This window comes from Ferrovibrio sp. (assembly GCF_019636075.1).
In the GTDB taxonomy this organism is placed as follows: domain Bacteria; phylum Pseudomonadota; class Alphaproteobacteria; order Ferrovibrionales; family Ferrovibrionaceae; genus Ferrovibrio.
The window spans coordinates 1-26,983 of record NZ_JAHBYG010000039.1 but is presented as its reverse complement, the minus strand read 5'-3'; the positions used below and the strand labels follow the sequence as shown (position 1 = coordinate 26,983).

The window sequence follows — 26,983 nt, the reverse complement described above, 5'->3', positions numbered from 1 at the left end:
GCATAAAAAAATCGCCCGGGTTTGCCGCCCGGGCGATGTTTATACGGCGCGAGGCTGCGGTTATCAGCCCAATGCGTCGGCGATGATGCCGGCATACCAGCCTTCGGTATGCAGCGCCTCCTGCTTGCGGAAATCCGCATTGGCCTGGGCGGGGCTCACACCGCCGCTATTGGGCACTTCCGCCACGCCGTTGGGGCCGGGGCGATAGGTGCCGGTAACGGAGATGCCGTAATCCGGCGTCACCAGGCTGTAGCAGGTGTTGTGGAACACGGCCGGCGGCGGCGCCTTGCCATTCAGCGTGGCGCTGATATGGGCGGCCACCACCTTGGCCTGGCTGTTGGCCGCCGAGCCGGATTTCGGCATCGCGCCGGCAATCGAGGCATCGCCGATCACATACACATCCGCCGCCTTGCGAGAGGCAAAGCTGATCGGGTCCACCGCCGCCCAGCCATTGGCCTCGGTAAGCCCGGCGTCGACAGCGATGCGGCCGGCGGTCTGCGGCGGGATCAGGTTGATCACGGCAGCCTTTTCATTGCCGAAGCCGGCCTTGATGGTCATGTTCGCCACGTCGATCTCTTCCACCTTGCCGCCATCCTTGCCGGCCAGCCAGGTGATGAGGCCGGGATACTGGCTCTCCCAGCCGGCCTGGAACAGGCCCTGCTTGGAGAAGGCATCCTTGGCATCGAGGATCAGGATCTTCGATTTCGGCTTATGGTTCTTCAGATACCAGGCGATCATGCTCACCCGCTCATAGGGGCCGGGCGGGCAGCGGAACGGATTGGCCGGCGGGGCAACGATCACCACGCCGCCATCGGGCATGGCTTCCAGCTGCCGGCGCAGCAAGGCGGTTTGCGCCCCGGCCTTCCAGGCATGCGGCACGCGATCGGCGGCCTTTTCGCTATAGCCCGGCACGCCTTCGTATTTCAGCTCGATACCGGGCGCCACCACCAGTTTGTCGTAGGGCAGGGCAACGCCATCGGCCAGCCGCAGGCTCTTGCGGCTCACATCGATGGCGCGGGCCTCGCCACGCACCAGGCGCACGCCCCAGCGCTGCCGCAACGGATCGCGGCGATGGGTGATGCTGTTCAGGTCGCGGATGCCGCCCAGCACATAATTCGAGAACGGGCAGGTGACATAGGTGGCGTCGCGCTCCACCAGGGTCACTTCGATGCTGGGATCGAATAGTTTCAGATAGCGGGCAGCGGTGGCACCGCCGAAACCGCCGCCAACGATAACCACGCGGCCGCCCGCTGCGCGGGCGATGTTGGGCATGCCAAGCAGGGTGGCAGCGGCAGCGCCGGCGCCCAGCAAACCACGGCGAGTGAAGTGCGTCATGGTCGCCTCCTCAGTAGCGCGCAAGATAATCGGCGACCGCTTTCAGCTGGTCGTCGGTGAAGCCACGGGCGATGCGGCCCATGATGGTGCTCGGGCGGCGATTGGCCTTCAGATCCAGCAAGGTGGTGTAAAGCTGGTCGGCATTGCTGCCATAGATCAAAGGCATGGTCGGCGGGGTTTGGCTCGGCGTGCCATGGCAGAGCGCGCAGGTCTGCGCGGTGAAGGCAGCTTCGGTCAGCTCACCCGGCTTGGGGGCTTGCTGCGCCATGGCAGCCTGTGGGGCAAAGCCGAATTGTGCGGCTAAAGCCAGCGCAAAAGCTGCGCCGGCCAGAGAGATTCGAGACATTATGGGGCATCCTCCCTTGCTGGTCGGGCCGCATGTTATGTAGTTTTTCTTAAATACGCAAATTTATATGTGCATAAAAAAATAAATACATAATTTATTGTTATTTATGCTTCAGGGAGATTTTTCCTGTTTTTGATCAGAGCCTTGAGCGGCCACCGCAATGGCCAGCAGGATCAGGGCGGCGCCCATAAGGGTATTCATGGTAACGGCTTCGTTATAGGCCAGCAGGCCCACCAGCAAGGCGGTCACCAATTCGCCGGCCCCGGCAATCGAGCTGCGCTCGGCGCCGGCCATGGGCGCGCCCACCATCATCAGGCCCAGCGAACCGAAGGTGGAGAAGATCGCCAGCGCCGCGCAGGCCGCCCAGGCCAGCGGGCTGGCGGGCAGAATGATGCTGCCTTCCACCACCAGGGTCATTGCCACCATGGTCAGCAGGCCGCCGAAGAACACGCCGCCCAGCCGGGTGCGGATGGTCATGCCGCCCATGCGCCGGGCCGCCACATGCACGAACACCGCATAGGCAAAGGGCGGGATGAAGGCCAGCAGCACGGCCAGTTTCTGCTGGTCGTTCAGCCCGGCCTCTGCCGACAGGCTGGGCCACAGGATCAGTGTTGCAGCCAGCAGCACCAGCAAGGCCGCCACGGCATTGCGCAAAGTGAGCTTTTCCCGGAAACCCAGCCAGCCCACCAGGATGGTGAAAAGCGGGTAGGTGAACAGGATCAGCACAGTGAGCGCGACGCTCAAATATTGCAGCGCCACGAAATAGAACACCATCGAGCCGATATAGCAGGCGCCGGCGATCACCGCGAAACGCAGGTTGCGGCGCTGGTTGCCATCCCGGCGCAGCAGGTGCGGCAGCAGCGGCAGGCAGCACAGCACGGCAATGCCGAAGCGCCAGACCATCAGCGAAAGCGGTGTCAGTCCCTCGGCATAAGCCGTGCGGGCAAACAGCGGCATAACGCCGAAGCCGATGGAACCGAAAGCCACCAGCAGCATGCCGGCCAGTGGTCGGCTGATCGGCATCGGGTCAGGCCGTTATCCCGCAATACTCCCGCGCCGCGATCCATTCGCCATGGCGGGCGCAGCCGGCTTCGGCCAGCGCCAGGAACACTTCCATGATGTCTTCCGCCGTCGGCAGCGTGTTGGGGTCTTCACCGGGAAAGGCGGCGGCGCGCAATTCGGTGCGGGTGCCGCCGGGATTGACCACGTTCACGCGGATATTGCTCTTGTCGCATTCCTGCGCGTAGGTGAAGGCCAGGTTGTCCAGCGCAGCCTTGCTGGCGGCATAGGCGCCCCAATAGGCGCGCGGCTGGCGCGCCACGCCGGATGACAGAAAAATCGCCCGCCCGCTATCGGAGGCGTTCAACAGCGGATGCACCGCGCGCAGCAGGCGCTGGTTGGCATGCACATTCAGCTTGAACACTTTTTCCCACAGGTCCGGCGGATACTGATGCACCGGCGTCATCTTGCCGAGGATGGCGGCATTGGCCACCAGCACGTCCAGCCTGCCGAACCGTTCCAGCAGCGGTGCGGCCAAGCCGTCGATCAACTCGATCTTTTCCAGATCCAGCGGCACCAAAGTGGCCTTGCCGCCGGCCGACTGGATCTCGTCGTCCAGCTCTTCCAGCGCACCCACGGTGCGGGCAACCAGCACAACATGGGCGCCTTCGCGGGCATAAGCCTTGGCAATCGCGGCGCCGATGCCTCTGCTGGCGCCGGTGATCAGTGCGATCCGGTCTTTCAGACGCATGGTTTCTTCTTCTTTTTTGTTCAGGTGAGTTCGGCCAGCAGCGAAAGCTGGCGGGCGGAGCGGGCGGGGCGCACGGTCTCGTCGGTCAGCTTGATCGGGTATTCCCCGCTGAAGCAGGCATCGCAATAGCGTGCGCCGGCCTGCATGCGGTCGGCATGGCCCATGGCGCGATACAGGCCGTCGATGGAGATGAAGGCCAGGCTGTCGGCCTTGATGAATTGCCGCATCTGTTCGATATCGTGGGTGGCGGCCAGCAGCTTGCTGCGTTCAGGCGTGTCGATGCCGTAGAAGCAGGAATGCGTGGTGGGCGGCGATGCGATGCGCATATGCACCTCGGCCGCGCCGGCCTCGCGCACCATTTCCACGATCTTGGTGGATGTGGTGCCGCGCACGATGGAATCGTCCACCAGGATCACCCGCTTGCCCTCGATATGCACGCGGTTGGCATTATGCTTCAGCTTCACGCCGAAATGCCGGATCTTGTCGGTGGGTTCGATGAAGGTGCGGCCGATATAATGGTTGCGGATGATGCCCAGCTCGAAGGGCACGCCCGAGGCCTGGGCATAGCCGATGGCGGCCGGCACGCCGGAATCCGGCACCGGAATCACCACATCGGCGGCCACGCCGCTTTCTTCGGCCAGCACGGCGCCGATGCGCTTGCGGGCGTTATACACGCTATGGCCTTCCACCACGGAATCCGGCCGCGCGAAGTAGATATATTCGAAAATGCAGAAACGCTTCTGGGTGCGCGGGAAGGGCATGTAGCTGTGGATGCCTTCATTGTCGATCACCAGCACTTCGCCGGGTTCCACATCGCGCACATAATCGGCGCCCAGGATATCCAGCGCGCAGGTCTCCGATGCCAGGATCGGCGCGCCTTTCAGATTGCCCAGCACCAGCGGTCGCACGCCATAGGGATCGCGCACGCCGATCAGCTTCTTGGCGGTAAGCGCCACCAGCGAATAGGCGCCCTCGATCTGCAGCAGGGCGTCGATCAGGCGGTCCACCATCTGGGTTTTCTGGCTCAGCGCCACCAGATGGGTGATCACTTCGGTATCCATCGTGCTCTGGAAGATCGCGCCGCGATCCACCAGTTGGTTGCGCAGGGTCAGCGCATTGGTGAGATTGCCGTTATGCGCCACGGCAAAACCGCCGAAGGTGAGATCGGCATAGATCGGCTGCACATTGCGCAGCAAGGTATCGCCGCTGGTGGAATAGCGCACATGGCCGATGGCGGCATCGCCGGGCAGATCGCGGATCACCTTCTCGGATGAGAAGTTGGGGGCCACATGGCCCAGCGCGCGATGGCCGTTGAACCGGCCGTCGTGGAAGGTGACCACGCCGGCGGCTTCCTGGCCGCGATGCTGCAGGGCATGCAGGCCAAGCACGGTGTTGGCGGCGGCATCGGGATTGCCGAAGATGCCGAAGATGCCGCATTCCTCGCGCAGATGGTCGTCGTCGTATGGGTTCATCGGTCCGGGCTGGGGGCGGAGATCGTCCATGCTGGGATCGTCCATGCTGGGGCTTTGGCTCGACATATCATCGCTCCGCCATCCGCCGGCTTTCGCCAACGGTTGGCTCATTGCTTGTCCCGGGACGAATCCTGGGAGCGGTCTGGATTGCGGATCAGGCTCTCGATGCCCTTGCGTTCCTCGGTCTTATAGCCGGATTCCCGTCCGGAGTCAGTGCTGCCGCCGCTGCCTGAAGCGCCAATCGGTGTGCGATTGGGCACCGGGGTGGGCCGGGCGCCGGGCTCTGTTTTGGTTTCTGTATTGGGCCGGCCCGACAACTGGTCCATCAGCCGGGCCTGCAACCAGGTATAGGCCTCCACCGCCAGGGGGCGGGTGCGCGCCTCGGTATACCAACCCGGCTGGGCTGCCGGCTTGAGGATGAACAGGTCGGTTACCCAGAACAAGGCCACCACGATGAGGGCTCCACGCGCCAGGCCGAGCACGAAGCCCAGCGAGCGGTCGATGGCGCTGACGGCACTGGATTTGACCCGCTCGGAAATCAAATGGGTCAGCAGGGAGCAAAAGACCAGGGTGGGCAGGAAAATCGCCGCTCCGGCGGCAATCGCCGCGAAGATTTCCGACTGGATATACTCCTTGGCGATGGGCAGCGCCTGGCCGAACAGGAAATAGGTGGCCAGCACGGCTGCCACCCAGCTTGCCGTGGCCAGCACCAGCCCCACGAAGCCGCGAAACATCGCCAGCAGCGCCGAAATCAGCAAAATGGCGAAAACGGCCAGATCGACGATATTGATGGGCAGCTTGTCCATGATCCTGTCTACCCTAACCCGATCTACTCTTCCGCCCAATCGTCCTGATTGCCGCCTTGCCGCCCTGGCTGGCGTGCGGCCCGGCGCGAGGCCTGACGGGCCTGGGGGAAGAGTTCCACCAGTTCGTGCAGGCGAATCAGTTCGATGGCCTTGATGCCTTTTACCTTACTTTTAAGCCCGCTGGGCATAACAGCCTGCTGAAAACCCAGTTTTGCGGCCTCTTTTAGCCGGGATTCGGCCTGGCTGACCGGGCGGACCTCGCCGGCCAGGCTGATTTCGCCGAAAAACACCGTGCGTTCCGGGGCCGGGCTGTCGGCGAGCGCCGAGAGCAGGGCAGCGGCCACGGCCAGATCGGCGGCGGGTTCCACCACGCGCAATCCGCCGGCCACGTTGAGATAGACATCGCAGCCGGCGAAGCGCAGGCCGCAGCGGGTATCCAGTACCGCCAGCACCATGGCCAGCCGGCCGGAATCCCAGCCCACCACGGTGCGGCGCGGGGTGGCAAGCGGTGATGGCGAAACCAGGGCCTGGATTTCCACCAGCAGCGGCCGCGTGCCTTCCATGCCGGCCAGCACGGCGGCGCCGCTCATTGGGGTTACCTTGCCGGCTTCCTCGGCGCCGCCCAGGAACAGCGCGGATGGATTGGAGACTTCCGAAAGCCCGCCATCGGTCATGCTGAACACGCCGATCTCGTCGGTGGCGCCGAAGCGGTTTTTCACCGCGCGCAGGATGCGGAATTGATGGCCGCGCTCGCCTTCGAAATACAGCACGGTGTCCACCATATGCTCCACCACCCGCGGGCCGGCGATCTGGCCGTCCTTGGTCACATGGCCGACCAGGAATACCGAGGCCTGCGAACGCTTGGCCAGGCGGATCAGTTCCTGCGCGCAGGCGCGCACCTGGTTCACCGTGCCGGGCGCACTTTCGATATTGTCGGCGAAGATGGTCTGGATCGAGTCGATCACGATCACCGCCGGGCCGCCTTGCTTGGGCAGATTGGCTTCGATGCCGGCCAGGATGTCGCGCAAGGAATTGGCGGAAGCCAGTTGCACCGGCGCATCGGCCAACCCCAGGCGTTGCGCGCGCATGCCGATCTGGCCCACGGCTTCTTCGCCCGAAACATAAAGCGTGGGAATGCCGCGCCGCGCGATCTGCGCACTGGCCTGCAGCAGCAAGGTGGATTTGCCGATGCCGGGGTCGCCGCCGATCAAGATAGCCGAGCCGGGCACCAGGCCGCCGCCCAGCACGCGGTCGAATTCGCTCATGCCGGTCTGTGCACGGGCCACCGATTCAGGCCGGGCATTCAGTCCGGTGAAATTGAGCGCCTTGCCCTTGCCGGCGGAAAGGCCCTTGGGCACGGCCGGCGCGGCGGTTTCTTCCTGGATGTGGTTCCACGATCCGCAGGCATCGCAGCGGCCCTGCCATTTGCGGTAGACGGCGCCGCAATCCTGGCAGACGAAACTTTCCGAATGCTTCGCCATCAGGGTTTGAGGATGTCCATCTTGATCGGGCCATCGGCGCGACCATGGATGAACTGGTCGACATATTCATTGCCGGAATTGTCCACCTGGCTGGCCGGGCCATACCAGATGATCTTGCCCTTGTAGATCATGGCAATGTAATCGGCGATCTTGCGCGCGCTGGCCATGTCGTGGGTGATGCTCAGCGCGGTGGCGCCCAGTTTCTGCACGCAGGATTTGATCAGGTCGTTGATCACGTCGGCCATGATCGGGTCGAGGCCGGTGGTGGGTTCGTCGAAAAAGATGATTTCCGGCTCGGCGGCGATTGCGCGGGCCAGCGCCACGCGTTTCTGCATGCCGCCGGAAAGCTCTGCCGGAGAAAGCTCGCCCACATCGGGGTTGAGGCCCACTTGGCCCAGCTTCTCGATGGCGATCTGCTTGGCCTTGTCGCGCGCCATGCTGCGGCCCTGGATCAGGCCGAAGGCCACATTCTCCCACACCTTCAGGGAGTCGAACAAAGCCGAGCCCTGGAACAGCATGCCGAATTTGCGCAAGGATTCCTCGCGCTGTGCGGCATTGAATTTCATCGAATCCTGGCCGTCGATCAGGATTTCGCCGCTATCGGGCCGGATCAGGCCCAGCACGCATTTCAGCATCACCGATTTGCCGGTGCCCGAGCCGCCGATCACCACCAGCGATTTGCCGCGCGGCACTTCGAGGTCGATATTGTCCAGCACGACCTTCTTGCCGAACTGCTTGTGCACGCCCCGCAGGGCTATTTTGAGATCGCTGCTCATTTGCCCGAGAAGAAGAGTTCGGTGACGAAGTAATTGGCGATCAGGATCAGGATCGAGGCCGACACCACGGCATCCGTGGTGGCCCGGCCCACGCCCTGCGCGCCGCCCTTGGAATTGAAGCCGTGATAGCAGCCGATCACCGCGATGATGAAGCCGAACACGGCGGCCTTCACCAGGCCGGACACCACATCCAGCGTCTGCATGAAATCCACGGTGTTCTTGATATAGGTGGCGGCGTTGAAGCCAAGCTTGTGGGTGCTCACCAGATAGCCGCCCATCACACCGATGATATCGGCCACCAGGATCAGGATCGGCAGGGTGACGATGCCGGCAATGATGCGCGGCGCCACCAGGTATTTCATCGGATTGGTGGACAGCGTGGTCAGCGCGTCGATCTGTTCGGTCACCCGCATGGTGCCGATTTCGGCGGCCATGGCGGATGCCACGCGGCCGGCCACCATCAGGCCGCCCAGCACCGGGCCCAGTTCGCGCGTGATGCCCAGCACCACGATCCACGCCACGGCGCTTTCGGCATTGAAGCGCGACGAGCCGAGATAGATCTGCAGGGCCAGCACCATGCCGGTGAACAGCGCGGTAAGGCCCACCACGGGCAGCGAGTAATAGCCGATCACCATCATCTGTCTGATCGTGAGCGGCAGATAGAAAGGCGGCGTGAAGACATGCCGCACACCCTGGAAGGTGAATAGGCTGACCCGCCCGATGGCGCTCAGGAAATCCAGGAAGACGCGGCCGATAATGGCAAGCGGGTTCATGCCGCGCCCCCGGTGTAAAGCCGCTGCACGCGCGGCCCCATGCGGGTGAGCAATTCATACGCGATAGTGCCCGCGGCGCTGGCCTGGGCATCGATATCCACGGCGCCGCCAAACAGCGTCACCATCGCACCCGGTTGGCAGAAGGCATCGTCCACCGCGCTCACATCCACAGCCAGCATGTCCATTGAAACCCGCCCGACGATCGGCATCGTTATGGCGCCGCCGCCCAAGCCCTGAGCCCCCTCGATGGCGGCAATGCCGCTATTGGACAAGGCGCGTAGCACACCATCGGCATAGCCGGCCGCCAAAGTGGCAATTCGCCTCGGTTTTTCAACACGATAGGTGGCACCGTAGCCAACCGACCCGCCGCTGTCAACGTTGCGGATCTGCAGGATCGGGGCTTGCAGATGGGCCACTGGCCTGGGCCGGTAAGGCCCGGTTTCCGGGGCCCGCGGATTGCTGCCGTAAAGCCCGATTCCGGGCCGCAGCAGGTCGAATTGGTAATCCGGGCCCAGCAGGATGCCGGCGGAATTGGCAAAGCTGGCCCGCAGACCGGCCAAGCCCTGGCCCTGCAATCTGGCCAGCGCCGCTCGGAAATTGGCCAGTTGCTGGGCATTTTGCGGGTGCGATGGTTCGTCGGCGCAGCCTAGATGGCTCATCAGGAAGCGGGCATCGAAGGCGCGCAACGTATCCTGATCGGCCAGCAGGGCGGCGAATTCGGCAGGCTGCAGGCCCAGCCGGTGCATGCCGGTATCCACCTGCAGCGCGGCGGGTAGGGGGCGGCCCTGACGGCGGCTTTCGGCGGTCCAGCGGGCGATCTGTTCGGGCGAAGAGAGGACCGGGATCAGCCCCCTGGCGGCCTGTTCGGCGGCCGCGCCTTCTGGCACGCCATGCAGGATGTGGATGGCGGCATCCTTCGGCAGGCTTGCGCGCAAGGCCACGCCTTCGCCGGTATGGGCCACGAAGAAATCGCGGCAGCCGGCGGCATAAAGTGCTGCGGCCACCTTATCGGCGCCCAGGCCATAGCCATCGGCCTTCACCACGCCGCCGCAGCGGCTATTCGGCGCCAGCGCAGCCAAGGCGCGCCAGTTGGCCACCAGAGCATCGAGGTCGATGGTGAGAATCGCCTGATCACCGAAATCAGTCATGGCTGCTGTTTAGCGCAGCCGGCGACAAAGCGACAGGCCCAGATTCACTCAAAGCCGGGCATCCTCGTCCTGGCATCCTTGCTGTGGCGTGTGTTCTTGGGCAGACTCAACCGGTCGTATCGGATGTCCCGGAGCGGCGGGGCAAAAGGCAGGCCGGAGCCCTTTGCGCATATCTTGCCCAGGGAGATGTTGCCCCGGGGGAATAGTCCGGGGAGTTCCGTGGTGTCGCAGCCTTTCAAATCCGTTCTACAGGGCATGTATGCCAGGCCCTATTTTTTGCTGACCTCCACCATGGCGATGTGGGGCGGGCATTCGGTGGTCAGCCGCATGGCGGTCGGCGAAATCTCGCCGGCCTCGCTCACCTGCCTGCGTTGGCTGGTGGTGGCCAGCATCATGTTCTCCGTCAGCGGGCGCGGCGTGCGCGACAACTGGCCTTTGCTCAAGCCGCGCGTACTGTATCTGGCCGGCATGGGTACGCTGGGCTACACGGCCTATAACATCCTGCTCTACTGGTCGGCGCATACCACCACGGCGATCAATATCGGCATCATCAATGCCGCGATGCCGGCGATGATCCTGCTCGGCGCGCTGGCGATGTTCGGCCAGCCGGTGCGGCTGCTGCAATGGATCGGGCTGGTGGTTTCCATGACCGGCGTGCTGCTCACGGCGGCCAAGGGCGATTTCGGCAATCTGCTCACGCTGAGTATCACGCGCGGCGATCTGGAAATCCTGATCGCGGTGATTTTCTATGCCGGTTATTCGGTGCTGCTGCGCAATCGCCCGCTGGTGCCCGGCATGGTGTTTTTCGCGGCATTGGCGGTTGCGGCGCTGGTGTCTTCGCTGTTCCTGCTGGTGGCCGAAATCCTGACGGGCGGCTTTTTCATGCCGAGCTGGAAGGGCTGGGCGGTGTTGATCTATGTGGCGATTTTCCCGTCGCTGCTGGCGCAGCTTTTCTACATTCGCGGCGTTGAATTGATCGGCCCCGGCCGGGCCGGCTTGTTCAACAACCTGATCCCGCTTTTCAGCGCCGCCTTCGCCATGCTGATTCTCGGCGAGCAACCGCAAATCTACCACTATATTGCACTCGCATTGGTGCTGGGCGGCATCTTGCTGGCGGAATTGAAGCGCGGGGCCTGAAGGCCTTAGCCCAGCGTCACATCCAGGAACAGCATCACCGCGAAACCGACGAACAGCGAAGCCGTGGCGCCGCGCTCGTTGCCCTTGCGATGGGTTTCCGGGATCACCTCGCTGGAGATGATGAACAGCATGGCGCCGGCGGCAAAGGCCAGGGCCCAGGGCAGCAATGCAGTGCTTGCCAGGATGGCGCCGGCGCCCACCACGCCGCCCAAGGGTTCCACCACGCCGCTCATGAAGGCCACGCCGAAGCTTTGCGTGCGGCTATAGCCTTCGCCGCGCAGCGCAATCGCCACCGCCAGGCCTTCGGGCATGTTCTGCAGGCCGATGCCCAGCATCACGCTCAGGCCGGTGGCCGGGCTTTCGCCGGCATTGGCCAGGCCGACGGCCAGCCCTTCGGGAAAATTGTGGATGGCGATGGCCGCCACGAACAGCCATATCCGCGCCAGGCGGATGCTGTCGGCATTTTCGCGGCCTTTTTGAAAATGCTCATGCGGCACCAGCGAATGCCCAAGATGCATCAACACCGCGCCCAGCAGCAGCGCCGCGATCACCGCGCCGGCCGCCGCAGGTCGGCTGCCCAGATCGGCTTCGGCGGCATCCAGCGCCGGCAGCAGCAGCGAAAAGAAGGTGGCGGCCAGCATCACGCCGGCGGCAAAGGCCAGCATGGCATTCTGTGCCGTGGGTCGCACGCCGCGCAGCACGAAAACCGGCGCCGCGCCCAGGCCGGTCATCAGCACACCGGCAATCAGGCTGGCGCTCAGGCCGCGCCAGAACGGCGGCAGCGCGGCCATGGTCTCGGTATAGGCGGCGATGATATCCATTCCCTGCCGATATGCGCTACGGCCCCTGTCGGGTCAAGGGGGTTATTCGTAGCTTTCCGGCAGATGGTCGGAGGCGACGTAATCGCTGAAGCGGGTGAAGGCGGACTCGAATTGCAGCACGATCTTGCCGATCGGGCCATGGCGCTGCTTGCCGATGATCACTTCGCCCAGATTGGCGATGCGCTCCATCTTTTCCTGCCAGGCGGCATGTTCCGGCGTGCCCATGCTGGGCTCTTTGCGCGCCTCGTAATATTCCTCGCGGAACACGAACATCACCACGTCGGCATCCTGCTCGATGGCGCCTGATTCGCGCAGATCGGATAGCTGCGGGCGTTTGTCGTCGCGGCTTTCCACCGCGCGGCTCAACTGCGAGAGCGCGATCACCGGTACGTTCAGATCCTTCGCCAGCGCCTTCAGCGCCTGGGTCACTTCCGAGATTTCCTGCACGCGGTTGTCGTTGCGGCGCGAGGAACTGCCGCGCACCAGCTGCAGGTAGTCCACCACGATCATGCCGATATTGGCGGTGCGCTTCAGCCGGCGGGCGCGGCTGCGCAGCAGCGAGATCGAGATGGCGCCGGTATCGTCGATATAGAACGGCACCTGCTGCAGCAGTTTCGAGGTGGGTACGATCCGGCGGGTGAAATCCTCATCCGTGATATCGCCGCGGCGCAGCTTCTCGGAATGGATATTGGATTGCTCCGACAGAATACGGGTGGCCAGCTGCTCGGCCGACATTTCCAGCGAGAAGAAGGCCACCGGCGCGCCGTGCTCGCCGCCGCTTTCGAAATAGGCCTTGGCGGCATTGAAGGCCACGTTGGCGGCCAGGGCGGTTTTGCCCATGGAGGGGCGGCCGGCCAGGATGATCAGGTCGCTTGGGTGGAAGCCGCCCAGCTTGCCGTCCATGTCCTTGAGGCCCGAGGTGACGCCGCTCAGGCCGCCCTTCTTCCAGGCGGCATCGATCATGCCCAGCGATTGCGTGATGGAATCGCGAAACGGAATGAAGCCGCCTTCCGAACGGCCTTCATCGGCCAGTTGGAAAAGCTTCTGCTCGGCCGCTTCGATCTGGCCGCGTGCGTCTTCCTCCACCTTGGGATCATAGGCCTGGTTCACCATGTCCTCGCCCATGCGGATCAATTCGCGCCGCATGGCAAGGTCGTGGATCACGCGGGCGTAATCCTCGGCGTTGATCACCGTGGTGGCCATCGCGGCCAGGCGCGCCAGATAGGCCGGGCCGCCGATCTGCGCCAGCAATTCGTCGCGTTCGAAATACGCCTTCAGGGTAACCGGATTGGCTATCTCGCCACGCTCCACCAGGGTGAGGGCGGCTTCATAGATGCGGCGATGCAGCTCGTTATAGAAATGCTCGGCGCGCAGAAAGCCGGAAACCCGGTGCGCCGCATCGTTGTTCACCAGGATGGCGCCCAACAATTCCTGTTCGGCATCCAGATTATGCGGGGCAGTGCGATAAAGGGTTTCGTCCGTCGAAGTAGCGATAAGCGGCGATGTTGGCGCGGCGTGATTCATGACGGCGATATGACCATGCGATGACAGGACAGAACGGGCTGCGCATTAAAGGGGCTGCGGGGCAGCGAGTGTTAGAGGAATATTTTTTTGTCCACAACATGCCGGCGGTGGATAAAACAACGAACCGAAACAGTGCGTTGCAGACCCTTTTCCACAGCCGTAGCGCAGAAAAAAACGAAACCCGCCGGATTGCTCCGGCGGGTTCGTAAAATCTCAACCAGTTTCGGTTGATCAGGCTTCGGCGTCTTCCTCGGTCTCCTCGACCTCGGCTTCCGGATTTTCGAACACGGCTTCGGCGGTGCCGGCCTGGCTTTCGGCTTCCGAAGCCGAGCGGGCCACGTTCACCTTCACGGAGACGGAGACTTCCGGATGCAGGCTCACCTGCACGCTGGAGATGCCCACGGCCTTGATCGGGGTGGTGAGTACCACCTGGTTGCGGCCCACGGTGTAGCCGGCCTCGGTGATGGCATCCGCGATATCGCGGGCGCTGACCGAACCGTAAAGCTGGCCGCTATCGCCTGCCTGGCGCAATACGGTGACCGACAGGCCATCCATCTTGCCGGCAACCTTTTCGGCTTCCTGGCGCTGCACCAGGTTCTGGGCTTCCAGCTGGGCGCGCTGCGTTTCGTAATGCGCCTTGTTGGCGGCCGTGGCACGCAGGGCCTTCTTGTTGGGAAGCAGGAAGTTACGGGCATAGCCGTCCTTCACCTTCACCACATCGCCCATCTGGCCGAGCTTCTCGACCCGCTGCAAAAGGATCACTTCCATCATTCACTCTCCCGGCTGGTTCCAGATGCGGCCAAGCGCCGACGGATACCCGCCCATTCCTCGATCAAGCCCAGGATGACCACCAGCATTCCCACCAGTGCGCCAGCCACCACCAAAGCGGCGTAGAAGGCCGCCAAAATCAAACCCGTTGCCGGTGCTGCGGCTGCCATGGCATGTACCACGGCCAGACCCCGCAGAAACAACGGGAAGGCCGCAATAGCCGCCAGGGCCATCGCCACCGTAGCCGTGTTGCCCGCCATCAGCACGGCCGCCACGATCAGCAGTGGCAGTGCTATGGCAAGAAACCGCGGCAAGGTCAACGCACCATACCGGGGCGAGGGGCGGCGGTTTTGCTTCAGCATACCCGCCAGGCCCTGCGCCAGAACTCCATTCACGGTGAGCATCAGCATCCAGCTCACCGCCATCACCGCAGGCATCACCCGTGCCAGCCTGCCGGCCAGGTCCGCTGCGGCAGTGTTGTCGCCGCCGGCACCCGTCTGAGCGGGCAGGGCGGAAAACACCTGCAGCAACAGCGGCTGCAAAGCGCCGCCCAGGCCGCCTTCCTGCCCGGCGGTAAACAGCCAGGCCAAAATCACCAATCCCGCCGCCCAGGCCGCCAGCCAGACCACCAGGGATCCGGCCGGATACCATTCCAGCGCCCCAAAGCCATCATCTGAGCCCGAACCCGACACCGCTTCGGTATCAGGTCCGGCCTCGGCGGCCGGTCGCGCCAGCAGAGCCTGGCGCACCAGCCAGAAGGCCGGCAATCCGAACAACAGCAGAAACATCACTGCCGCGATCAGACCGTAAAAACCACTCACCAAGGCGCCGGCGATTGCCGCCACCAGGGCCGGCATCACCCCACGGGTAAGGCCGGCGAAAAACAGCGGCAACGGCGCCAGGTATCCCAGCAGCAACCCGAACGAAGAACTTGCCGCCGCCATCACCAACAGGGCGCTGGCAGCGCCGGCAAGTCCGCCTAAAATCAGGTCGCGCGACATATCCCTGCTGAATGGCGCCGGTTACGCTTTACTTGATCACGAAGGGCAGCAGGGCCAGGTTGCGCGCGCGCTTGATGGCCGTGGCCAGTTCGCGCTGCTTCTTGGCCGACACTGCCGTGATCCGCGAGGGCACGATCTTGCCGCGCTCGGAGATGAAGCGCGACAGCAGCTTCACATCCTTGTAGTCGATCTTCGGCGCATTGGTGCCGGAGAACGGGCAGGTCTTGCGACGACGGAAGAACGGGCGACGCGCGCCGCCAGCAGCACCGCCGCCGGCACCGCCACGAGGAGCACCGCCGGCGCCGCCGGCAGACGAGGAGGAACCACCACGCTGAAAAGCCATTATTCGGTCTCCGCTTGCACGTCGTCACGATCAATGCGGGGGCGGCGTTCGCCCCGGTCACCACGGTCGCCGAAACGGTCGCCACGGTCGCGGTCGCCGAAGCGGTCGCCTTCGCGGCGCGGACGGTCTTCGCGGTTCTTGTTCTGCAGCATGATCGAGGGGCCGTCTTCCAGACCTTCCACGCGCACGGTCATGTAGCGCAGGATGTCTTCGTTGATGCGCATGTTGCGCTCCAGCTCGGCCACGGCCGCGCCAGACGCAGTGATGTTCATCAGGACGTAATGGCCCTTCTTGTTCTTCTTGATGCGGTAGGTGAGGTTACGCAGGCCCCAGTTCTCGGTCTTGCCGACCTCGCCGCCCTGGCCCTTGATGATCTCGGAAAATTGCGCGGTCAGCGCTTCGACCTGGGCGGTCGAAATGTCCTGACGCGCGATGAACACGTTCTCATAGAACGCCATCGTACAGCTCTCCTTCTGGCTATTTGCGGCCCGGCGCCCGATGCACCATGCATCCGGCATTCGCGGGCCTAGCCGGGCAAATCCCGGCAAGGAGCTATGTGAGCGGCGCAATATACACATCCCGGCCCGGCCCGCAAGGGGCGATTTTCGGCAGTTTTTTAGGCCAAAAGGGCAGAAAAAACCGTTATGCCGGGTTGGCCGGGCCGAAAAAAGGCGTGAATCCGGTGGTTTAGCCGCTCTTGCCTGGCGGCCCGGCAGCCCTATAGTGCCGGCCATGATGAACAGCTTGGGCTTCGATAAGCCGGAATCCGCCACCCGCGTGGTGGTGGCGATGTCTGGCGGCGTGGATAGTTCGGTGGTGGCCGGGCTGCTGCGGCGCCAGGGCTATGATGTCGTCGGCATCACGCTCCAGCTTTACGACCATGCCGAGGCGATCCGCCGCAAGGGCGCCTGCTGTGCCGGCCAGGATATCCATGATGCGCGCAATGTGGCCGCACGGCTGGATATGCCGCATTACGTGCTGGATTACGAAAGCCGTTTCCGCGACGCGGTGATGGAGGATTTCGCCGATAGCTACATGCGCGGCGAAACCCCGATCCCCTGCATCCGCTGCAATCAAACCGTCAAATTCCGCGACCTGCTGGCCGCCGCGCGCGATCTGGATGCCGATTGCCTGGCCACTGGGCATTACGTGCGCCGCGCGCTCGGCCCCGATGGCAATGCACATTTGCTGCGTGGTCTGGATCCGCGCCGCGACCAGAGCTATTTCCTCTACACCACCACGCGCGAGCAGCTGGATTACCTGCGCTTTCCGCTCGGCGATCTGGAAAAGCCCGCCGTGCGCGCGCTGGCCGCTGAATTCGGCCTCGATGTGGCCGAGAAGCCCGACAGCCAGGATATCTGCTTCGTACCCAACGGCGATTATGCCAGTGTGGTGACCCGCCTGCGGCCGGAAGCCGCCGAACCCGGCGAGATCGTGCATACCGATGGCCGCGTGCTGGGCCGGCATCAGGGCGTGATCCATTACACGGTGGGCCAGCGCAAGGGCATCGGCATCGCGGCGGCGGAACCGCTTTATGTGATCCGCATCGACGCCCGTGCGCGTCGTGTCATCGTCGGCCCGCGCGAAGCGCTGGCGCGGGTGAGCGTGTATCTGAAAGAGCTGAACTGGCTGGATGCCGCACTGCTCGGGCCCGAGGGCCGCGCCGTCAGCGTGAAGCTGCGCTCGGCGCAGCCGGCGGTGGAGGCCATGCTCTATCCGGGCCAGCAGGCCGGGGAAGCGCGGCTCGATCTGCTGCGCCCGGAATACGGCGTGGCGCCCGGCCAGGCCGGCGTGCTCTACGATGGCGACCGCCTACTCGGCGGCGGCTGGATCACCCGCAGCCAGGATGCCCAGGCCGAGGCGGCTGCCTAATAACGTCGACTATCCCCTTAACACATGTAATCACTTGCCCTATATTAGTCTCCAACAGGAGGCCGATATGGCTAAGCAATTCACGGTTCAGGATTTTTTCTCCCGCTTCGGCACGGATGATGCCTGCTTGGATCGTCTTATGAAGGTCCGCTATGGCGAGCGGATTGTGTGTCCGAAATGTTCCAAAGAGGGGCGTTTCGTGCGTATCAAGGGCATTCCCGCCTATGGCTGCCCCACGCCTCGCTGCGGCCATCATATCCACCCCATGGCGGGGACGCCCTTCACCCGGTCGCATATGCCGCTGCAAAAGTGGTTCTACGCCATGTATCTATTCACGACCTCGCGCCATGGCGTGTCCGCCAAGGAATTGCAGCGCCAGTTGGGCGTCACTTACAAGACCGCTTGGCGCATCGCCCATGAAATCCGCAAGTACATGGCCGAGGTGGACGGCAGCCCGCCAATGGGCGGCCATGTGGAAATAGACGAAACCTTGATAGGCGGCGAGAACCGGGGCGCAGGGAAGGGCAACTGGCGCAAGGGTAAGGCCGCAGTCTTCGGCATGATTGAACGCGAAGGGGTTCTCCATACCCGCGTAGTTCCCAATAGCCGCCAGACGACGCTAGAGCCTATCGTCCGTGAAATGGTGGCCGAGGGCAGCACTATCAGCACGGATGAAGCCCCGGCCTATGCTGGGCTGGCGGATGGCTACGAACACGGCGCGGTCAACCACAGTAAGGATGAATGGCGGCGTGGCAAGCACCACACAAATACGATTGAAAACTTCTGGTCGGTCCTAAAGCGGTCTATCCGCTTCGCCCATATCAGCGTTTCAGCGAAGCATCTTCCGAAGTATCTGGGGGAGTTTGAGTATCGCCACAACATGCGGAAGCATCCGGAGAAGATGCTGGGGCGTCTGCTTCTGTCGTTCGCGTCATAGCGCCTAGCAGCCGGTCAAACGCATCTTCATCGCCTGTAGAGCGATGCTCTTGCGCGAACTTCGCCAGCTTTTTCTCTCGGCGTGCTTCTTCGAGATTCAGGTAGCCGTCAGCCATAGGGCGCCCTTCTTCTAGAATTACTAGGCCAAATGTTGCGCACATGCGCTTGGTTGGTAGTGAGGCATGAATACACCACTACACCTGCGGCGGTCTTTAATTTCATAGTCTCGTCAAATGCAAGTCTTTTTCCCCGGATGCACCGGGGTGATATTTTCTTCAAAGTCCGAGAACTTAATGAACTTCCCGCAAGAGGCAATCGCCCTTCTTTTGCCGCGTCCAATATAGCATCCAAAACAGTCCTGCGCTTGTCCTGCTCCTTTAGAGCGCTCAAGCTGGCCCCATATTCGGATTGGGCATATTATACTTGACGTACCCAGAAATCTGACTTACGTTGGGGTCATAAGGAGATACCCCATGTCCAAGTCGATTCTCGATAGCAAGCTGTTCCACGACGAGGCCGCTGCCTATCGCTTTGTAGAAGCTAAGGTTTGGCCGAATGGTCCGGTTTGCCCGCATTGCAAGGCCGACAAGGACAAGGTGGGCGCTCTCAAGGGCAATTCGACCCGCCACGGCGTGTACAAGTGCTACGGCTGCCGTAAGCCCTTCACCGTGAAGGTGGGCACCATTTTCGAGGCCAGCCACGTCAAGATGAACCTCTGGCTTCAGGCCATCTACCTGATGTGCAGCAGCAAGAAAGGCATCTCCAGCAACCAGCTGCACCGCACCCTCGGCGTGACCCTCAAGACTGCTTGGTTCATGTCGCACCGTATCCGTGAGGCGATGAAGGTTGATACCGCCTCGGAAGGCCCGCTGGGTGGCGAAGGCCAGACCGTGGAAGCCGACGAGACTTTCTGGGGTCCGGGCCGTGCCATCTTCGAGACTGGTAAAGGCTGGGTCGGTGAGCGTGGCACTGGCGGCAAGATGAAGGTTTTGACCGTGGTGGAGCGCAAGGGCCGCGCCCGCTCGCTGGTTGCCAAATCGCTGCCGGCGAAGAAGGCCCAGGAATTTATCGGCCAAAACGTTGACGCTGAGTCCCGTCTGGTGAGCGATGAAGCCCCGATGTATCCCCGCATCGGCAAGGGCTTTGCCGGCCATGAAACCGTCAACCACAGCCAGCTTGAATATGCCCGTGGCGACGTGACCACCAACACCGTGGAAGGCTTCTTTAGCGTGTTCAAGCGCGGTATGCGCGGCACCTACCAGCACTGCGGCGAGCAGCATTTGCAGCGGTATCTGGCTGAATTTGACTTCCGCTATTCCAACCGCAAGAGCCTTGGCGTGGATGACGTTCTGCGTACTGAGGCTGCGGTGAAAGGCGTCGTAGGCAAGCGCCTGACTTATCGAACGACTAGTCAGCGCGCATAAGCCAAAAAAGAAGTATACTCAGCGTCAACTGCGTCGGCTAAAGAGGCTGGCGCGGTTGAAACGCATGGAGAAAGACCGTGGCGGAAAGTAAGCCAAAGCCCAAAGAACCGGCCAAGCCCCAGCGCGACCGCTTCAAAGAAGCGGCAAAAGCCGTTGGCGCAGACGAATCCGATGACGCACTAGAGAAGGCGTTTCAGAAGATCAATCCTAGAAAACAGAGTAATTAGCTGCGGTCAATTTATTCTGCGGAAAATGCTGCCGGCCACATAAAATAAGAAAATATAAGTGAGTATCCGGAACCAGCGCCGCGACCAAAGCTGAATTGCATAGGGCACTAACTGTTCCCATAGAGACAACAGAATCATGTCTTCCCCCGCCAATTGCTAGGTGCATAGAAAGAGCCTCTTAGCGAGAGGCTACAGACGCCAATTAATCTTTCTGGGGTGATCCTCGTTTATTTTTGAGGCAACCATGAGCATAAAGCTTTTTGTGCGGAATATGGAACTCATGGCTTGTCCGGCATCATAGGAATCCCGAAGGTGCATGGTTTTATTGCGATAATTTGCTTTTAAATGGCGAAGGTCGGAAACGCACCCTGTGTAAAATGTTTCTGCTGCATCACGGTTTTTACTGACCGGTTTATTCTTAATTTTTTCGGCTTCTCTCTCAGTTTCTCGAATGATCTCTTCCCAATTGCCATATTCTAGCGGGCGCTGTTTTGGAAGTTTGACACTACGTTCCCGTGCCAAAGCACGCAGTCCCGCTTCCGCCACCCGCATCATGTGGAACACGCATGCAGTGTTGTGGCCAAGTGCAAAACAATCCACCCCTGCTTCCGCATCACTTTTTGTAGACTTGAATGATTTGAAGACAATTTTCCACTCCGCCTCCATGCTCTTTATGTGACTCAGTTTGTCTTTTTGATAGTGGCAAAAAAATTCCTGATAAGCGTCATGCTCTACTGCGGTGAATAACTCCGACAATTCGTGGTGAAGCGATTCATTAGTAGTGGTGGAACCCAGCATTACTTCGATACGAGAGAGACGATGAAGTGCTGTTGGCATATTCAACTGGGCGCAGTGAGATGCAATCGCCGAAATATTTGATCTGATAATCGCAGCCTGCGATGTGTCCACGAACTGCTGTGGTTCTGCAAATCGCGCACGGCTCTTAGCAACATCCAAGAGGGACAGCCCATTCAAAAATGAGGCGAGTTGAAAATTGATCATGTCCCACAGGCTCCAGTGCCGGCGGGTTTCCCAAGGGGAAGTTTTAACGGATCGGGGGCCGGCAGGCTCAATCATAGCCTACCACCGTCACACTGGGTATGCGAAGTATAATATGCCCGTTCCAATTAGATCATATATAGAACATATATGTAATAAAAGTGCCTTGAAAATTTACATGTACTTATGCGTGTATTATGGCCGCTCGCGGTCGTAGCCGCTTTCCATCCTGAAATCGGGGAAATGGCCCAAAGCGATCATGCTGCCGAGGGCATCCTGATGGGGGTGGTTCAGCCGCGCGCTGTTGCCCAGCAGATGGATTTCCATGCCCAGGATCGGGCCATCCAGCAGCAGCGGGCCTTCCGAGGCCGGCGGGCCGGCCACGCGGGGCGGGCGGTCGCCGCTCAGCAGCAGGACATCGCCGGGTAGCATGTTGGGCCGCCAATGGCCGTCGCGCCAGGGCACTTCATAGCCGAGCTGGCGGCCGCCGCTGGCCATCAGGGGCAGCCAGAGCGTGAGCTGGCCTGCGGGTGGGCTTGGCTCTATCGGCAGCTTCCCCGTAAGCTTTACCGGGCGGCTCAGGCGGCGGAAGGCGGCATGGCCGTCGCGCACGAAGGGCAATTCGCCGAAATACAGCCGCAGCAGGTCCATGAAGCGCGCATCCAGGCACATGCGGCCGAATTCGCGCCGGCCATTCTCCAGGCTGTGTGGGGCGAATAATGCGCTCAGCGGCAGGCTTTCGGCTGGTTTCGGGCCGGGATGGTCGCGGTCCCAAACCTCGTAGCCGACCTGGGTGAAATGCCGCCAATCCTCCACCTGCTTGGCCGTGAGGGCATTGCGCAGCAGGGCCATGCCGGTTTCGCGCAGGGCGTTTGCCACCGCTTCCGGCGACCGCTCGGCGGGATGGATCGCGGCGCGCAATTCATCCACGGTCAAGGGAGCGCCCATGGGTCTGGGTGTCTTGGAAAAAGAGGGGGATTGTCTTGGGAAAAGAAGATGGTAGCGGGGGGCGGGATTGAACCGCCGACCTTGGGCTTATGAGTCCCGCGCTCTACCACTGAGCTACCCCGCCACGGCAGTCGAACTGCGGCGGCACAGATACGGGCCGCGGGCCGGCTTGTCAAGTTTGCGGCCATAAAAAACGGCCGGGCAGCAGGGCTGTCCGGCCGTTTGGCATTTCCTGGAAAGCCGGGAAATCAGTTGACGGTCTGCTTCAGCGCGCCGCTGGCATAGCGCTTGGCCATTTCGTCCAGCTCCAGCGGCTTGATCTTGGAGGCCTGACCGGCGCAGCCGAAGGCCACATAGCGCGCCTCGCACACCTCCTGCGCCGCCTTCTGGGCATCGGCCAGATATTTGCGCGGATCGAATTCGCTCTTGTTCTTGGCCAGATGGCGGCGGATCGCGGCGGTCATCGCCAGGCGCAGATCGGTGTCGATATTGATCTTGCGCACGCCATACTTGATGGCTTCCTGAATCTCTTCCACGGGCACGCCGTAGGTTTCCTTCAGCTCGCCGCCATACTGGCGGATCTCGGCCAGCAATTCCTGCGGCACCGAAGACGAGCCATGCATCACCAGATGGGTGTTGGGGATGCGCTTGTTGATTTCCTTGATGCGGTCGATGGCGAGGATGTCGCCGGTCGGCTTGCGGGTGAACTTGTAGGCGCCATGCGAGGTGCCGATGGCAATCGCCAGCGCGTCGCATTGGGTTTCGGCCACGAAATTGGCGGCTTCGGTCGGGTCGGTCAGCAGCATCTCGCGGGTCATGGTGCCTTCGGCGCCATGGCCGTCTTCCTTGTCGCCTCGCATGGTTTCCAGCGAGCCCAGGCAGCCCAGTTCGCCTTCCACGGTGACGCCGATGCTATGCGCCAGCTCGGTCACCTTGCGGGTGACGGCCACGTTGTAGTCGTAGTCCGACGGGGTCTTGGCGTCTTCCTTCAGCGAGCCGTCCATCATCACGCTGGAAAAGCCCGAGCGGATCGCGGCCACGCAGATCGCCGGCGAGGCGCCATGGTCCTGATGCATCACCACCGGGATATGCGGGAAGGCTTCCACGGCGGCGGAAATCAGATGGCGCAGGAAATGTTCGCCGGCATATTTGCGCGCGCCGGCCGAGCCCTGCAGGATCACCGGGCTGTTGGTCTTGTTGGCCGCCTCCATGATGGCGCGCACCTGCTCCATGTTATTGACGTTGAAAGCCGGCAAGCCGTAGCCATGCTCGGCCGCATGATCCAGAAGCTGCCGCATCGACACCAACGCCATGGTCTTTCCTCCGATGAAAATCCGGTTTCTATGCCCGGCCGATCCGGGCGGGCGGACCATAATTTATCTTCGCAGGCTTATCCAGCCCCGTTCGGGCCGTGTTTCTGAGACAAAGCGAATAAAAAACGTTCCGAAATCCGGGACTATTCCTTGGCTGCCGCAGGCTTATTCCTTGGCCGCCGCAGGCTTATTCCTTGGCCGCTGCAGGCTTATTCCTTGGCCGGGGCGCGGCTCAGCAGCCAGCTGGTAAGCGGGTAGGGCAGGCTTTCCAGCAGCCGCATTACCGCCAGCATGGGCCAGGGAAAGGCGATACGGGCGCGGTTTTCCGCCAGCCCCTGGGCAATGCGCCGGGCCGCCGGCTCGGTTTCCATCAGGAAGGGCATCGGGAAGCGGTTTTTCGCCGTCATGCGGCTGACCACGAAACCCGGGCAGATCGAGGAAATCCCGATCCCTTTGGGGGCCAGTTGGCTGCGCAGCGCTTCGGCATAAACCCGGGCGAAAGCCTTGGAGGCGGAGTAGATCGCGGCGCCCGGCAGCGGCAGAAAGCTGGCCAGCGAGGCCACGACTCCGATTTGGCCGCGCAGCGGCATGCGGTTCTGCCCAAGCAGCGGGCTGGCTTCCTGGCCCAGCATGGCCTCGATGGCCGGGTTCACCGTGTTGAACACGCCGTCGATATTCACCGCCGCAACCTCGCGCACATGGGCGTCGAAGCCGCCCCAATCCTTGAAGCCGCCGGAAATGCCGGCATTGGCCAGCACCAGATCCAGCCGGCCGCGCGCGGCGAAATCCAGGATCAGCGCCCGCATGGCACCCGCATCGGTCACCGGCGTTGTATGGCATTCCACCGCGGCGCCTTTGGTACGGCAGATTTCGGCCACGGCTTCCAACCGCTCGGCATTGCGCCCGGTGAGTGCCAGCCGAATCCCGGGCGCGGCGTATTGGCGGGCCAGATATTCGCCGATGCCGCTGGATGCGCCGGTGATCAAGACTCCGCTCGGGATCAGGCTGCCGCTTTTGCTCATCTTCCGCCCTTTCTGCTATCGGCCGAGGCCAGTATGATGCGCGCGGATTCGGATGGAGGGCAAGGCGTGGCTTTGGCGAGCATGACCGGTTTCGCGCGCGCGGATGGGCGGCCGGAAAAACAGGGAGGCCAAAGGGCCTGGATATGGGAATTGAAGTCGGTGAATGGCCGCGGCCTGGAACTGCGCTTTCGCCTGCCCAATGGCTTCGATGCCCTGGAGGCCGAATTGCGCGGTTTGGCCCAGGCCAAGCTGGCGCGCGGCAATGTCTCGCTCAATCTGCAATACCAGGACGATGAGGCCCAGCAGCCGGAATATCGGCTGAACGAGGCTCTGCTGGATCAGTTGCTGGCGCTGGGCGCCAAGCTGGAGGCGCGTGGCATCGGTGCGCCGCGTCTGGATGGCCTGCTGGCGGTGCGCGGCGTGGTGGAGCCGGTGGCGCCCCAGGCCGATGAAAAAACCCAGGCAGCGCTGGAAGCCTCGTTGAAGGCGATATTCGTGCAGGCGTTGGACAAGCTGGTGCAAAGCCGCGCCGAGGAAGGCGCCAAGCTGCAGGCCTTGCTGCTGTCGCTGCTGGACGAGATCGAGCAATTGGTGAAGGACGCAGCAAACTGCGAAGCCGCGCGGCCCGAAGGCCTGAAGCGCCGGCTGGAAAGCCAGCTTGCCGATCTGCTGGCGCTCAATCCGCCCGCCTCGCCGGATCGCATCGCGCAGGAACTGGCCATGCAGATCACGCGTCTCGATATCCGCGAGGAGCTGGATCGCCTGCGCAGTCATATCCAGGCGGCGCGTGCGCTGTTGCGCCAGGGCGATGCGCGCGGCATCGGCCGCAAGCTGGATTTTCTGGCACAGGAATTCAACCGCGAGGCCAATACGCTTTGCTCCAAGGCCTTCGATGCGGCGCTCACCCGTATCGGCCTGGATCTGAAACTGGTGGTGGATCGTCTGCGCGAGCAGGCGCAGAACGTGGAGTAGCCGCATGCGGGCACCGATCAACATAAACCGGCGCGGCCTGATGCTGGTGCTTTCCTCGCCATCGGGTGCGGGCAAAACAACCATCGCGCGCCAGTTGCTGGAGATGGAAAGCGACCTGCATCTCTCGGTTTCCGTCACCACGCGCCAGCGCCGGCCCGGCGAAATGGATGGCCGCGATTATCATTTCATCGATATCGAAGCCTTCCGGCTGATGATCAACCGCGATGAATTGCTCGAACATGCCAAGGTGTTCGATCATTACTACGGCACCCCGCGCGAAGCGGTGGAGAAGCGCCTGGCCGTGGGGCAGGATATCCTGTTCGATATCGATTGGCAGGGCACCCAGCAATTGCGCCAGCGTGCAGAAAGCGACTTGGTCAGCGTGTTCATCCTGCCGCCGGATATGCGCGAACTGGAAAAGCGCCTGCATACCCGCGCCCAGGATTCCGCCGAAGTGGTGGCCAAGCGCATGTCCAAGGCCTCCGACGAAATCAGCCATTGGGCGGAATACGATTATGTGGTGGTGAACGACGACATGGAGCGCTGCCTGGCCAATGTGCATGCCATTCTGCGCGCCGAACGCCTGAAGCGCCATCGCGGCCAGGGCCTGGTGGAATTCGTGAAAAGCCTGCGCGAAGGGCTGTAACCGCGCCTTTAAAATCGTCACCACCGCACTTGTTGCGGTGGTTCATCTTTAAGCAGCCTCGTTGCGTCAGGCATGGACCCTCGGAATAAATCCGAGGGTGACGGTTTTTGTTTTTTGCTAAAGCAAACGCGCCAGTTTTTATAATAAACGCGCCAGGGCGCAGAATTCCTCGATGCTGAGCGTTTCCGCCCGCCGTGTGGGTTCGATGCCCAGGCTTTGCAATTTCGCTTCCGCGTCGGGCCACAGCGATTTCAATGCCGCGCGCAGCATCTTGCGGCGCTGGCCGAAGGCTGCGGCTGTGATCCGTTCCAGCTTGGCGGTCTCGGCCTCTGCCAGCGGCTTGTCGCGCGGCACCAGTTCCACCACGGTCGAGGTTACTTTCGGCGCCGGCACGAAGGCCTTGGGCCCGATATCGAACAGCATGCGCACCTCGGCGCACCAGCCGGCAATCACCGATAGCCGGCCATAGGCATCGCTGCCGGGCTTGGCGGCCAAGCGTTCGGCCACCTCCTTCTGCACCAGCACGGTGATGCGCCGGGGCGGCACCGGCGCCAGCAGCCAACCCAGGATCAGCGGCGTGGCGATATTATAGGGCAGGTTGGCAACGATGGCCCAGGGCGGCGGCGCTAGATCGGCCGGCGCGGTTTCCAACGCATCGCCCGGATGCAGCGTCAGCCGCTTGCCAGCCGCCTGCTGCAAATCCTGCAAGGCGGCGAGGCAGCGCTCGTCGCGCTCCACGGCGATCACCTTTTCGGCGCCTTCCAGCAACAGCGCACGGGTAAGGCCGCCGGGCCCGGGGCCGATCTCGATCACCGTCGGCGCGGCAAACGGCTTGGCGGCGCGGGCGATCTTGCGGGTGAGATTGAGATCGAGCAGAAAATTCTGCCCCAGCGATTTGCGTGCGGCCAGATCATGCGCCGCGATCACATCGCGCAAGGGCGGCAGCAATGCCACCGGATCGTTTTCAATGTCCATCATGGCCCGCGCGGTCATAAGCCATGCGGTGGCGCACCATGTCGGCTGCCATATGCAAGGCGGCCATCAGGCTGTCCGGCTTGGCGATGCCCTTGGGGGCCAATTGGCTGCGCAGGGCCTCGGCATAGGTGCGGGCGAAGGCCTTGGAGGCGGAATAGATCGCCGCCC

Annotated in this window: 29 protein-coding genes and 1 tRNA gene; 8 read left to right on the top strand and 22 right to left on the bottom strand. The window is 62.5% G+C overall.

Annotated features, from left to right (window positions below; all coding sequences use genetic code 11):
- Positions 1-63 precede the first annotated feature (63 nt).
- From KF827_RS15235 to alr, 10 genes are all read right to left on the bottom strand, one after another.
- Positions 64-1,335, bottom strand: coding sequence for an NAD(P)/FAD-dependent oxidoreductase (locus tag KF827_RS15235; protein WP_291007194.1), 1,272 nt, complete (start codon positions 1,333-1,335; stop codon positions 64-66).
- Positions 1,336-1,345: 10 nt separating this feature from the next.
- Positions 1,346-1,681 (bottom strand): hypothetical protein, encoded by a 336-nt coding sequence (locus KF827_RS15230; protein ID WP_290985615.1) that lies wholly within the window; start codon positions 1,679-1,681, stop codon positions 1,346-1,348.
- A 111-nt stretch (positions 1,682-1,792) separates the two neighbouring features.
- Positions 1,793-2,704 (bottom strand): DMT family transporter, encoded by a 912-nt coding sequence (locus tag KF827_RS15225; RefSeq protein ID WP_291007192.1) that lies wholly within the window; start codon positions 2,702-2,704, stop codon positions 1,793-1,795.
- Between the two features lie 4 nt (positions 2,705-2,708).
- A complete protein-coding gene (locus KF827_RS15220; protein WP_291007191.1) occupies positions 2,709-3,431 on the bottom strand; it encodes an SDR family NAD(P)-dependent oxidoreductase in 723 nt (240 codons plus the stop codon).
- Between the two features lie 20 nt (positions 3,432-3,451).
- Positions 3,452-4,903, bottom strand: a complete 1,452-nt coding sequence (gene purF, locus KF827_RS15215; protein WP_291007218.1) for an amidophosphoribosyltransferase — start codon at positions 4,901-4,903, stop codon at positions 3,452-3,454.
- Between the two features lie 107 nt (positions 4,904-5,010).
- Positions 5,011-5,709 (bottom strand): CvpA family protein, encoded by a 699-nt coding sequence (locus KF827_RS15210; protein WP_291007189.1) that lies wholly within the window; start codon positions 5,707-5,709, stop codon positions 5,011-5,013.
- 23 nt (positions 5,710-5,732) lie between these two features.
- A complete protein-coding gene (gene radA, locus KF827_RS15205; RefSeq protein ID WP_291007187.1) occupies positions 5,733-7,190 on the bottom strand; it encodes a DNA repair protein RadA in 1,458 nt (485 codons plus the stop codon).
- Positions 7,190-7,966 carry an ABC transporter ATP-binding protein gene (locus tag KF827_RS15200; protein ID WP_291007185.1) on the bottom strand — a complete coding sequence of 259 codons (777 nt, stop codon included), beginning with the start codon at positions 7,964-7,966 and terminating at the stop codon, positions 7,190-7,192. The genes radA and KF827_RS15200 overlap by 1 nt, the downstream gene beginning before the upstream one ends.
- Positions 7,963-8,739, bottom strand: a complete 777-nt coding sequence (locus tag KF827_RS15195; RefSeq protein ID WP_291007183.1) for an ABC transporter permease — start codon at positions 8,737-8,739, stop codon at positions 7,963-7,965. Before KF827_RS15195 ends, KF827_RS15200 begins: the two co-directional genes overlap by 4 nt.
- Positions 8,736-9,887: an alanine racemase gene (alr, locus tag KF827_RS15190; RefSeq protein WP_291007181.1), complete on the bottom strand. Its 1,152-nt coding sequence runs from the start codon at positions 9,885-9,887 to the stop codon at positions 8,736-8,738. The genes KF827_RS15195 and alr overlap by 4 nt, the downstream gene beginning before the upstream one ends.
- Positions 9,888-10,109: 222 nt before the next feature.
- Between alr and KF827_RS15185 the strand changes: the two genes are divergently transcribed.
- On the top strand, positions 10,110-11,024 hold the full coding sequence (locus KF827_RS15185) for a DMT family transporter (protein WP_291007179.1): 915 nt from the start codon (positions 10,110-10,112) through the stop codon (positions 11,022-11,024).
- 5 nt (positions 11,025-11,029) lie between these two features.
- Here the strand turns inward: KF827_RS15185 and KF827_RS15180 are convergent, their stop codons facing one another.
- Positions 11,030-11,845, bottom strand: a complete 816-nt coding sequence (locus KF827_RS15180) for a ZIP family metal transporter (protein WP_291007177.1) — start codon at positions 11,843-11,845, stop codon at positions 11,030-11,032.
- Positions 11,846-11,887: 42 nt separating this feature from the next.
- Positions 11,888-13,369, bottom strand: coding sequence for a replicative DNA helicase (locus KF827_RS15175; RefSeq protein WP_291007175.1), 1,482 nt, complete (start codon positions 13,367-13,369; stop codon positions 11,888-11,890).
- 20 nt (positions 13,370-13,389) lie between these two features.
- Between KF827_RS15175 and KF827_RS15170 the strand changes: the two genes are divergently transcribed.
- A complete protein-coding gene (locus tag KF827_RS15170) occupies positions 13,390-13,578 on the top strand; it encodes a hypothetical protein (RefSeq protein WP_291007173.1) in 189 nt (62 codons plus the stop codon).
- Between the two features lie 22 nt (positions 13,579-13,600).
- Here the strand turns inward: KF827_RS15170 and rplI are convergent, their stop codons facing one another.
- Genes rplI through rpsF form a run of 4 tightly spaced genes read right to left on the bottom strand, consistent with a single transcriptional unit; the run spans position 13,601 to position 15,939 of the window.
- Positions 13,601-14,137: a 50S ribosomal protein L9 gene (rplI, locus tag KF827_RS15165; RefSeq protein ID WP_291007216.1), complete on the bottom strand. Its 537-nt coding sequence runs from the start codon at positions 14,135-14,137 to the stop codon at positions 13,601-13,603.
- Entirely contained in the window at positions 14,137-15,138 is a 1,002-nt protein-coding gene (locus KF827_RS15160) for a hypothetical protein (protein ID WP_291007171.1), read from the bottom strand. The genes rplI and KF827_RS15160 overlap by 1 nt, the downstream gene beginning before the upstream one ends.
- Before the next feature lie 28 nt (positions 15,139-15,166).
- On the bottom strand, positions 15,167-15,481 hold the full coding sequence (gene rpsR / locus KF827_RS15155) for a 30S ribosomal protein S18 (protein ID WP_291007169.1): 315 nt from the start codon (positions 15,479-15,481) through the stop codon (positions 15,167-15,169).
- Positions 15,481-15,939 (bottom strand): 30S ribosomal protein S6, encoded by a 459-nt coding sequence (rpsF, locus tag KF827_RS15150; RefSeq protein WP_291007167.1) that lies wholly within the window; start codon positions 15,937-15,939, stop codon positions 15,481-15,483. Before rpsF ends, rpsR begins: the two co-directional genes overlap by 1 nt.
- A 277-nt stretch (positions 15,940-16,216) precedes the next feature.
- Between rpsF and mnmA the strand changes: the two genes are divergently transcribed.
- The 4 genes from mnmA (at position 16,217) to KF827_RS15130 (ending at position 19,940) form a co-directional block, all read left to right on the top strand.
- On the top strand, positions 16,217-17,353 hold the full coding sequence (mnmA, locus tag KF827_RS15145) for a tRNA 2-thiouridine(34) synthase MnmA (protein ID WP_291007214.1): 1,137 nt from the start codon (positions 16,217-16,219) through the stop codon (positions 17,351-17,353).
- 67 nt (positions 17,354-17,420) lie between these two features.
- Positions 17,421-18,290, top strand: a complete 870-nt coding sequence (locus KF827_RS15140; RefSeq protein ID WP_291007165.1) for an IS1595 family transposase — start codon at positions 17,421-17,423, stop codon at positions 18,288-18,290.
- A 472-nt stretch (positions 18,291-18,762) separates the two neighbouring features.
- Positions 18,763-19,713, top strand: a complete 951-nt coding sequence (locus KF827_RS15135; RefSeq protein WP_291007163.1) for an IS1595 family transposase — start codon at positions 18,763-18,765, stop codon at positions 19,711-19,713.
- A gap of 77 nt (positions 19,714-19,790) precedes the next feature.
- Positions 19,791-19,940: a hypothetical protein gene (locus KF827_RS15130; protein ID WP_291007161.1), complete on the top strand. Its 150-nt coding sequence runs from the start codon at positions 19,791-19,793 to the stop codon at positions 19,938-19,940.
- Positions 19,941-20,129: 189 nt separating this feature from the next.
- On the opposite strand, the gene KF827_RS15125 is transcribed toward KF827_RS15130, so the two are convergent.
- The 5 genes from KF827_RS15125 to KF827_RS15105 all read right to left on the bottom strand — a co-directional run bounded on the left by KF827_RS15125 (position 20,130) and on the right by KF827_RS15105 (position 24,222).
- The gene (locus KF827_RS15125) at positions 20,130-20,942 is read right to left on the bottom strand and encodes a hypothetical protein (protein ID WP_291007159.1); all 813 of its coding nucleotides are present in this window, start codon (positions 20,940-20,942) and stop codon (positions 20,130-20,132) included.
- Between the two features lie 192 nt (positions 20,943-21,134).
- Complete coding sequence (locus KF827_RS15120; protein ID WP_291007157.1) at positions 21,135-21,887, bottom strand: hypothetical protein; 753 nt, start codon at positions 21,885-21,887, stop codon at positions 21,135-21,137.
- 49 nt (positions 21,888-21,936) lie between these two features.
- Positions 21,937-22,011 (bottom strand) — tRNA-Met (locus KF827_RS15115).
- A 124-nt stretch (positions 22,012-22,135) separates the two neighbouring features.
- A complete protein-coding gene (gene fba / locus KF827_RS15110; RefSeq protein ID WP_291007155.1) occupies positions 22,136-23,200 on the bottom strand; it encodes a class II fructose-bisphosphate aldolase in 1,065 nt (354 codons plus the stop codon).
- Positions 23,201-23,409: 209 nt separating this feature from the next.
- Positions 23,410-24,222 carry an SDR family oxidoreductase gene (locus KF827_RS15105; protein WP_291007153.1) on the bottom strand — a complete coding sequence of 271 codons (813 nt, stop codon included), beginning with the start codon at positions 24,220-24,222 and terminating at the stop codon, positions 23,410-23,412.
- A 33-nt stretch (positions 24,223-24,255) separates the two neighbouring features.
- Here KF827_RS15105 and KF827_RS15100 point away from each other — a divergent pair, with 33 nt between their 5' ends.
- Positions 24,256-25,194 (top strand): YicC/YloC family endoribonuclease, encoded by a 939-nt coding sequence (locus tag KF827_RS15100; protein ID WP_291007151.1) that lies wholly within the window; start codon positions 24,256-24,258, stop codon positions 25,192-25,194.
- A 4-nt stretch (positions 25,195-25,198) separates the two neighbouring features.
- Positions 25,199-25,840 (top strand): guanylate kinase, encoded by a 642-nt coding sequence (gene gmk, locus KF827_RS15095; RefSeq protein WP_291007149.1) that lies wholly within the window; start codon positions 25,199-25,201, stop codon positions 25,838-25,840.
- Between the two features lie 138 nt (positions 25,841-25,978).
- On the opposite strand, the gene rsmA is transcribed toward gmk, so the two are convergent.
- A complete protein-coding gene (gene rsmA, locus KF827_RS15090) occupies positions 25,979-26,818 on the bottom strand; it encodes a 16S rRNA (adenine(1518)-N(6)/adenine(1519)-N(6))-dimethyltransferase RsmA (RefSeq protein ID WP_291007147.1) in 840 nt (279 codons plus the stop codon).
- Between the last annotated feature and the right edge of the window lie 165 nt (positions 26,819-26,983).

What these genes read in the sequence shown, in the direction of transcription:
- KF827_RS15235 (WP_291007194.1), bottom strand. Translation starts at nt 1,335, where the DNA reads ATGACGCACTTCACTCGCCGTGGTTTGCTGGGCGCCGGCGCTGCCGCT.
- KF827_RS15230 (WP_290985615.1), bottom strand. Translation starts at nt 1,681, where the DNA reads ATGTCTCGAATCTCTCTGGCCGGCGCAGCTTTTGCGCTGGCTTTAGCC.
- KF827_RS15225 (WP_291007192.1), bottom strand. Translation starts at nt 2,704, where the DNA reads ATGCCGATCAGCCGACCACTGGCCGGCATGCTGCTGGTGGCTTTCGGT.
- KF827_RS15220 (WP_291007191.1), bottom strand. Translation starts at nt 3,431, where the DNA reads ATGCGTCTGAAAGACCGGATCGCACTGATCACCGGCGCCAGCAGAGGC.
- purF (WP_291007218.1), bottom strand. Translation starts at nt 4,903, where the DNA reads ATGAACCCATACGACGACGACCATCTGCGCGAGGAATGCGGCATCTTC.
- KF827_RS15210 (WP_291007189.1), bottom strand. Translation starts at nt 5,709, where the DNA reads ATGGACAAGCTGCCCATCAATATCGTCGATCTGGCCGTTTTCGCCATT.
- radA (WP_291007187.1), bottom strand. Translation starts at nt 7,190, where the DNA reads ATGGCGAAGCATTCGGAAAGTTTCGTCTGCCAGGATTGCGGCGCCGTC.
- KF827_RS15200 (WP_291007185.1), bottom strand. Translation starts at nt 7,966, where the DNA reads ATGAGCAGCGATCTCAAAATAGCCCTGCGGGGCGTGCACAAGCAGTTC.
- KF827_RS15195 (WP_291007183.1), bottom strand. Translation starts at nt 8,739, where the DNA reads ATGAACCCGCTTGCCATTATCGGCCGCGTCTTCCTGGATTTCCTGAGC.
- alr (WP_291007181.1), bottom strand. Translation starts at nt 9,887, where the DNA reads ATGACTGATTTCGGTGATCAGGCGATTCTCACCATCGACCTCGATGCT.
- KF827_RS15180 (WP_291007177.1), bottom strand. Translation starts at nt 11,845, where the DNA reads ATGGATATCATCGCCGCCTATACCGAGACCATGGCCGCGCTGCCGCCG.
- KF827_RS15175 (WP_291007175.1), bottom strand. Translation starts at nt 13,369, where the DNA reads ATGAATCACGCCGCGCCAACATCGCCGCTTATCGCTACTTCGACGGAC.
- KF827_RS15170 (WP_291007173.1), top strand. Translation starts at nt 13,390, where the DNA reads ATGACAGGACAGAACGGGCTGCGCATTAAAGGGGCTGCGGGGCAGCGA.
- rplI (WP_291007216.1), bottom strand. Translation starts at nt 14,137, where the DNA reads ATGGAAGTGATCCTTTTGCAGCGGGTCGAGAAGCTCGGCCAGATGGGC.
- KF827_RS15160 (WP_291007171.1), bottom strand. Translation starts at nt 15,138, where the DNA reads ATGTCGCGCGACCTGATTTTAGGCGGACTTGCCGGCGCTGCCAGCGCC.
- rpsR (WP_291007169.1), bottom strand. Translation starts at nt 15,481, where the DNA reads ATGGCTTTTCAGCGTGGTGGTTCCTCCTCGTCTGCCGGCGGCGCCGGC.
- rpsF (WP_291007167.1), bottom strand. Translation starts at nt 15,939, where the DNA reads ATGGCGTTCTATGAGAACGTGTTCATCGCGCGTCAGGACATTTCGACC.
- mnmA (WP_291007214.1), top strand. Translation starts at nt 16,217, where the DNA reads ATGAACAGCTTGGGCTTCGATAAGCCGGAATCCGCCACCCGCGTGGTG.
- KF827_RS15140 (WP_291007165.1), top strand. Translation starts at nt 17,421, where the DNA reads ATGGCTAAGCAATTCACGGTTCAGGATTTTTTCTCCCGCTTCGGCACG.
- KF827_RS15135 (WP_291007163.1), top strand. Translation starts at nt 18,763, where the DNA reads ATGTCCAAGTCGATTCTCGATAGCAAGCTGTTCCACGACGAGGCCGCT.
- KF827_RS15125 (WP_291007159.1), bottom strand. Translation starts at nt 20,942, where the DNA reads ATGATCAATTTTCAACTCGCCTCATTTTTGAATGGGCTGTCCCTCTTG.
- KF827_RS15120 (WP_291007157.1), bottom strand. Translation starts at nt 21,887, where the DNA reads ATGGGCGCTCCCTTGACCGTGGATGAATTGCGCGCCGCGATCCATCCC.
- fba (WP_291007155.1), bottom strand. Translation starts at nt 23,200, where the DNA reads ATGGCGTTGGTGTCGATGCGGCAGCTTCTGGATCATGCGGCCGAGCAT.
- KF827_RS15105 (WP_291007153.1), bottom strand. Translation starts at nt 24,222, where the DNA reads ATGAGCAAAAGCGGCAGCCTGATCCCGAGCGGAGTCTTGATCACCGGC.
- KF827_RS15100 (WP_291007151.1), top strand. Translation starts at nt 24,256, where the DNA reads ATGATGCGCGCGGATTCGGATGGAGGGCAAGGCGTGGCTTTGGCGAGC.
- gmk (WP_291007149.1), top strand. Translation starts at nt 25,199, where the DNA reads ATGCGGGCACCGATCAACATAAACCGGCGCGGCCTGATGCTGGTGCTT.
- rsmA (WP_291007147.1), bottom strand. Translation starts at nt 26,818, where the DNA reads ATGATGGACATTGAAAACGATCCGGTGGCATTGCTGCCGCCCTTGCGC.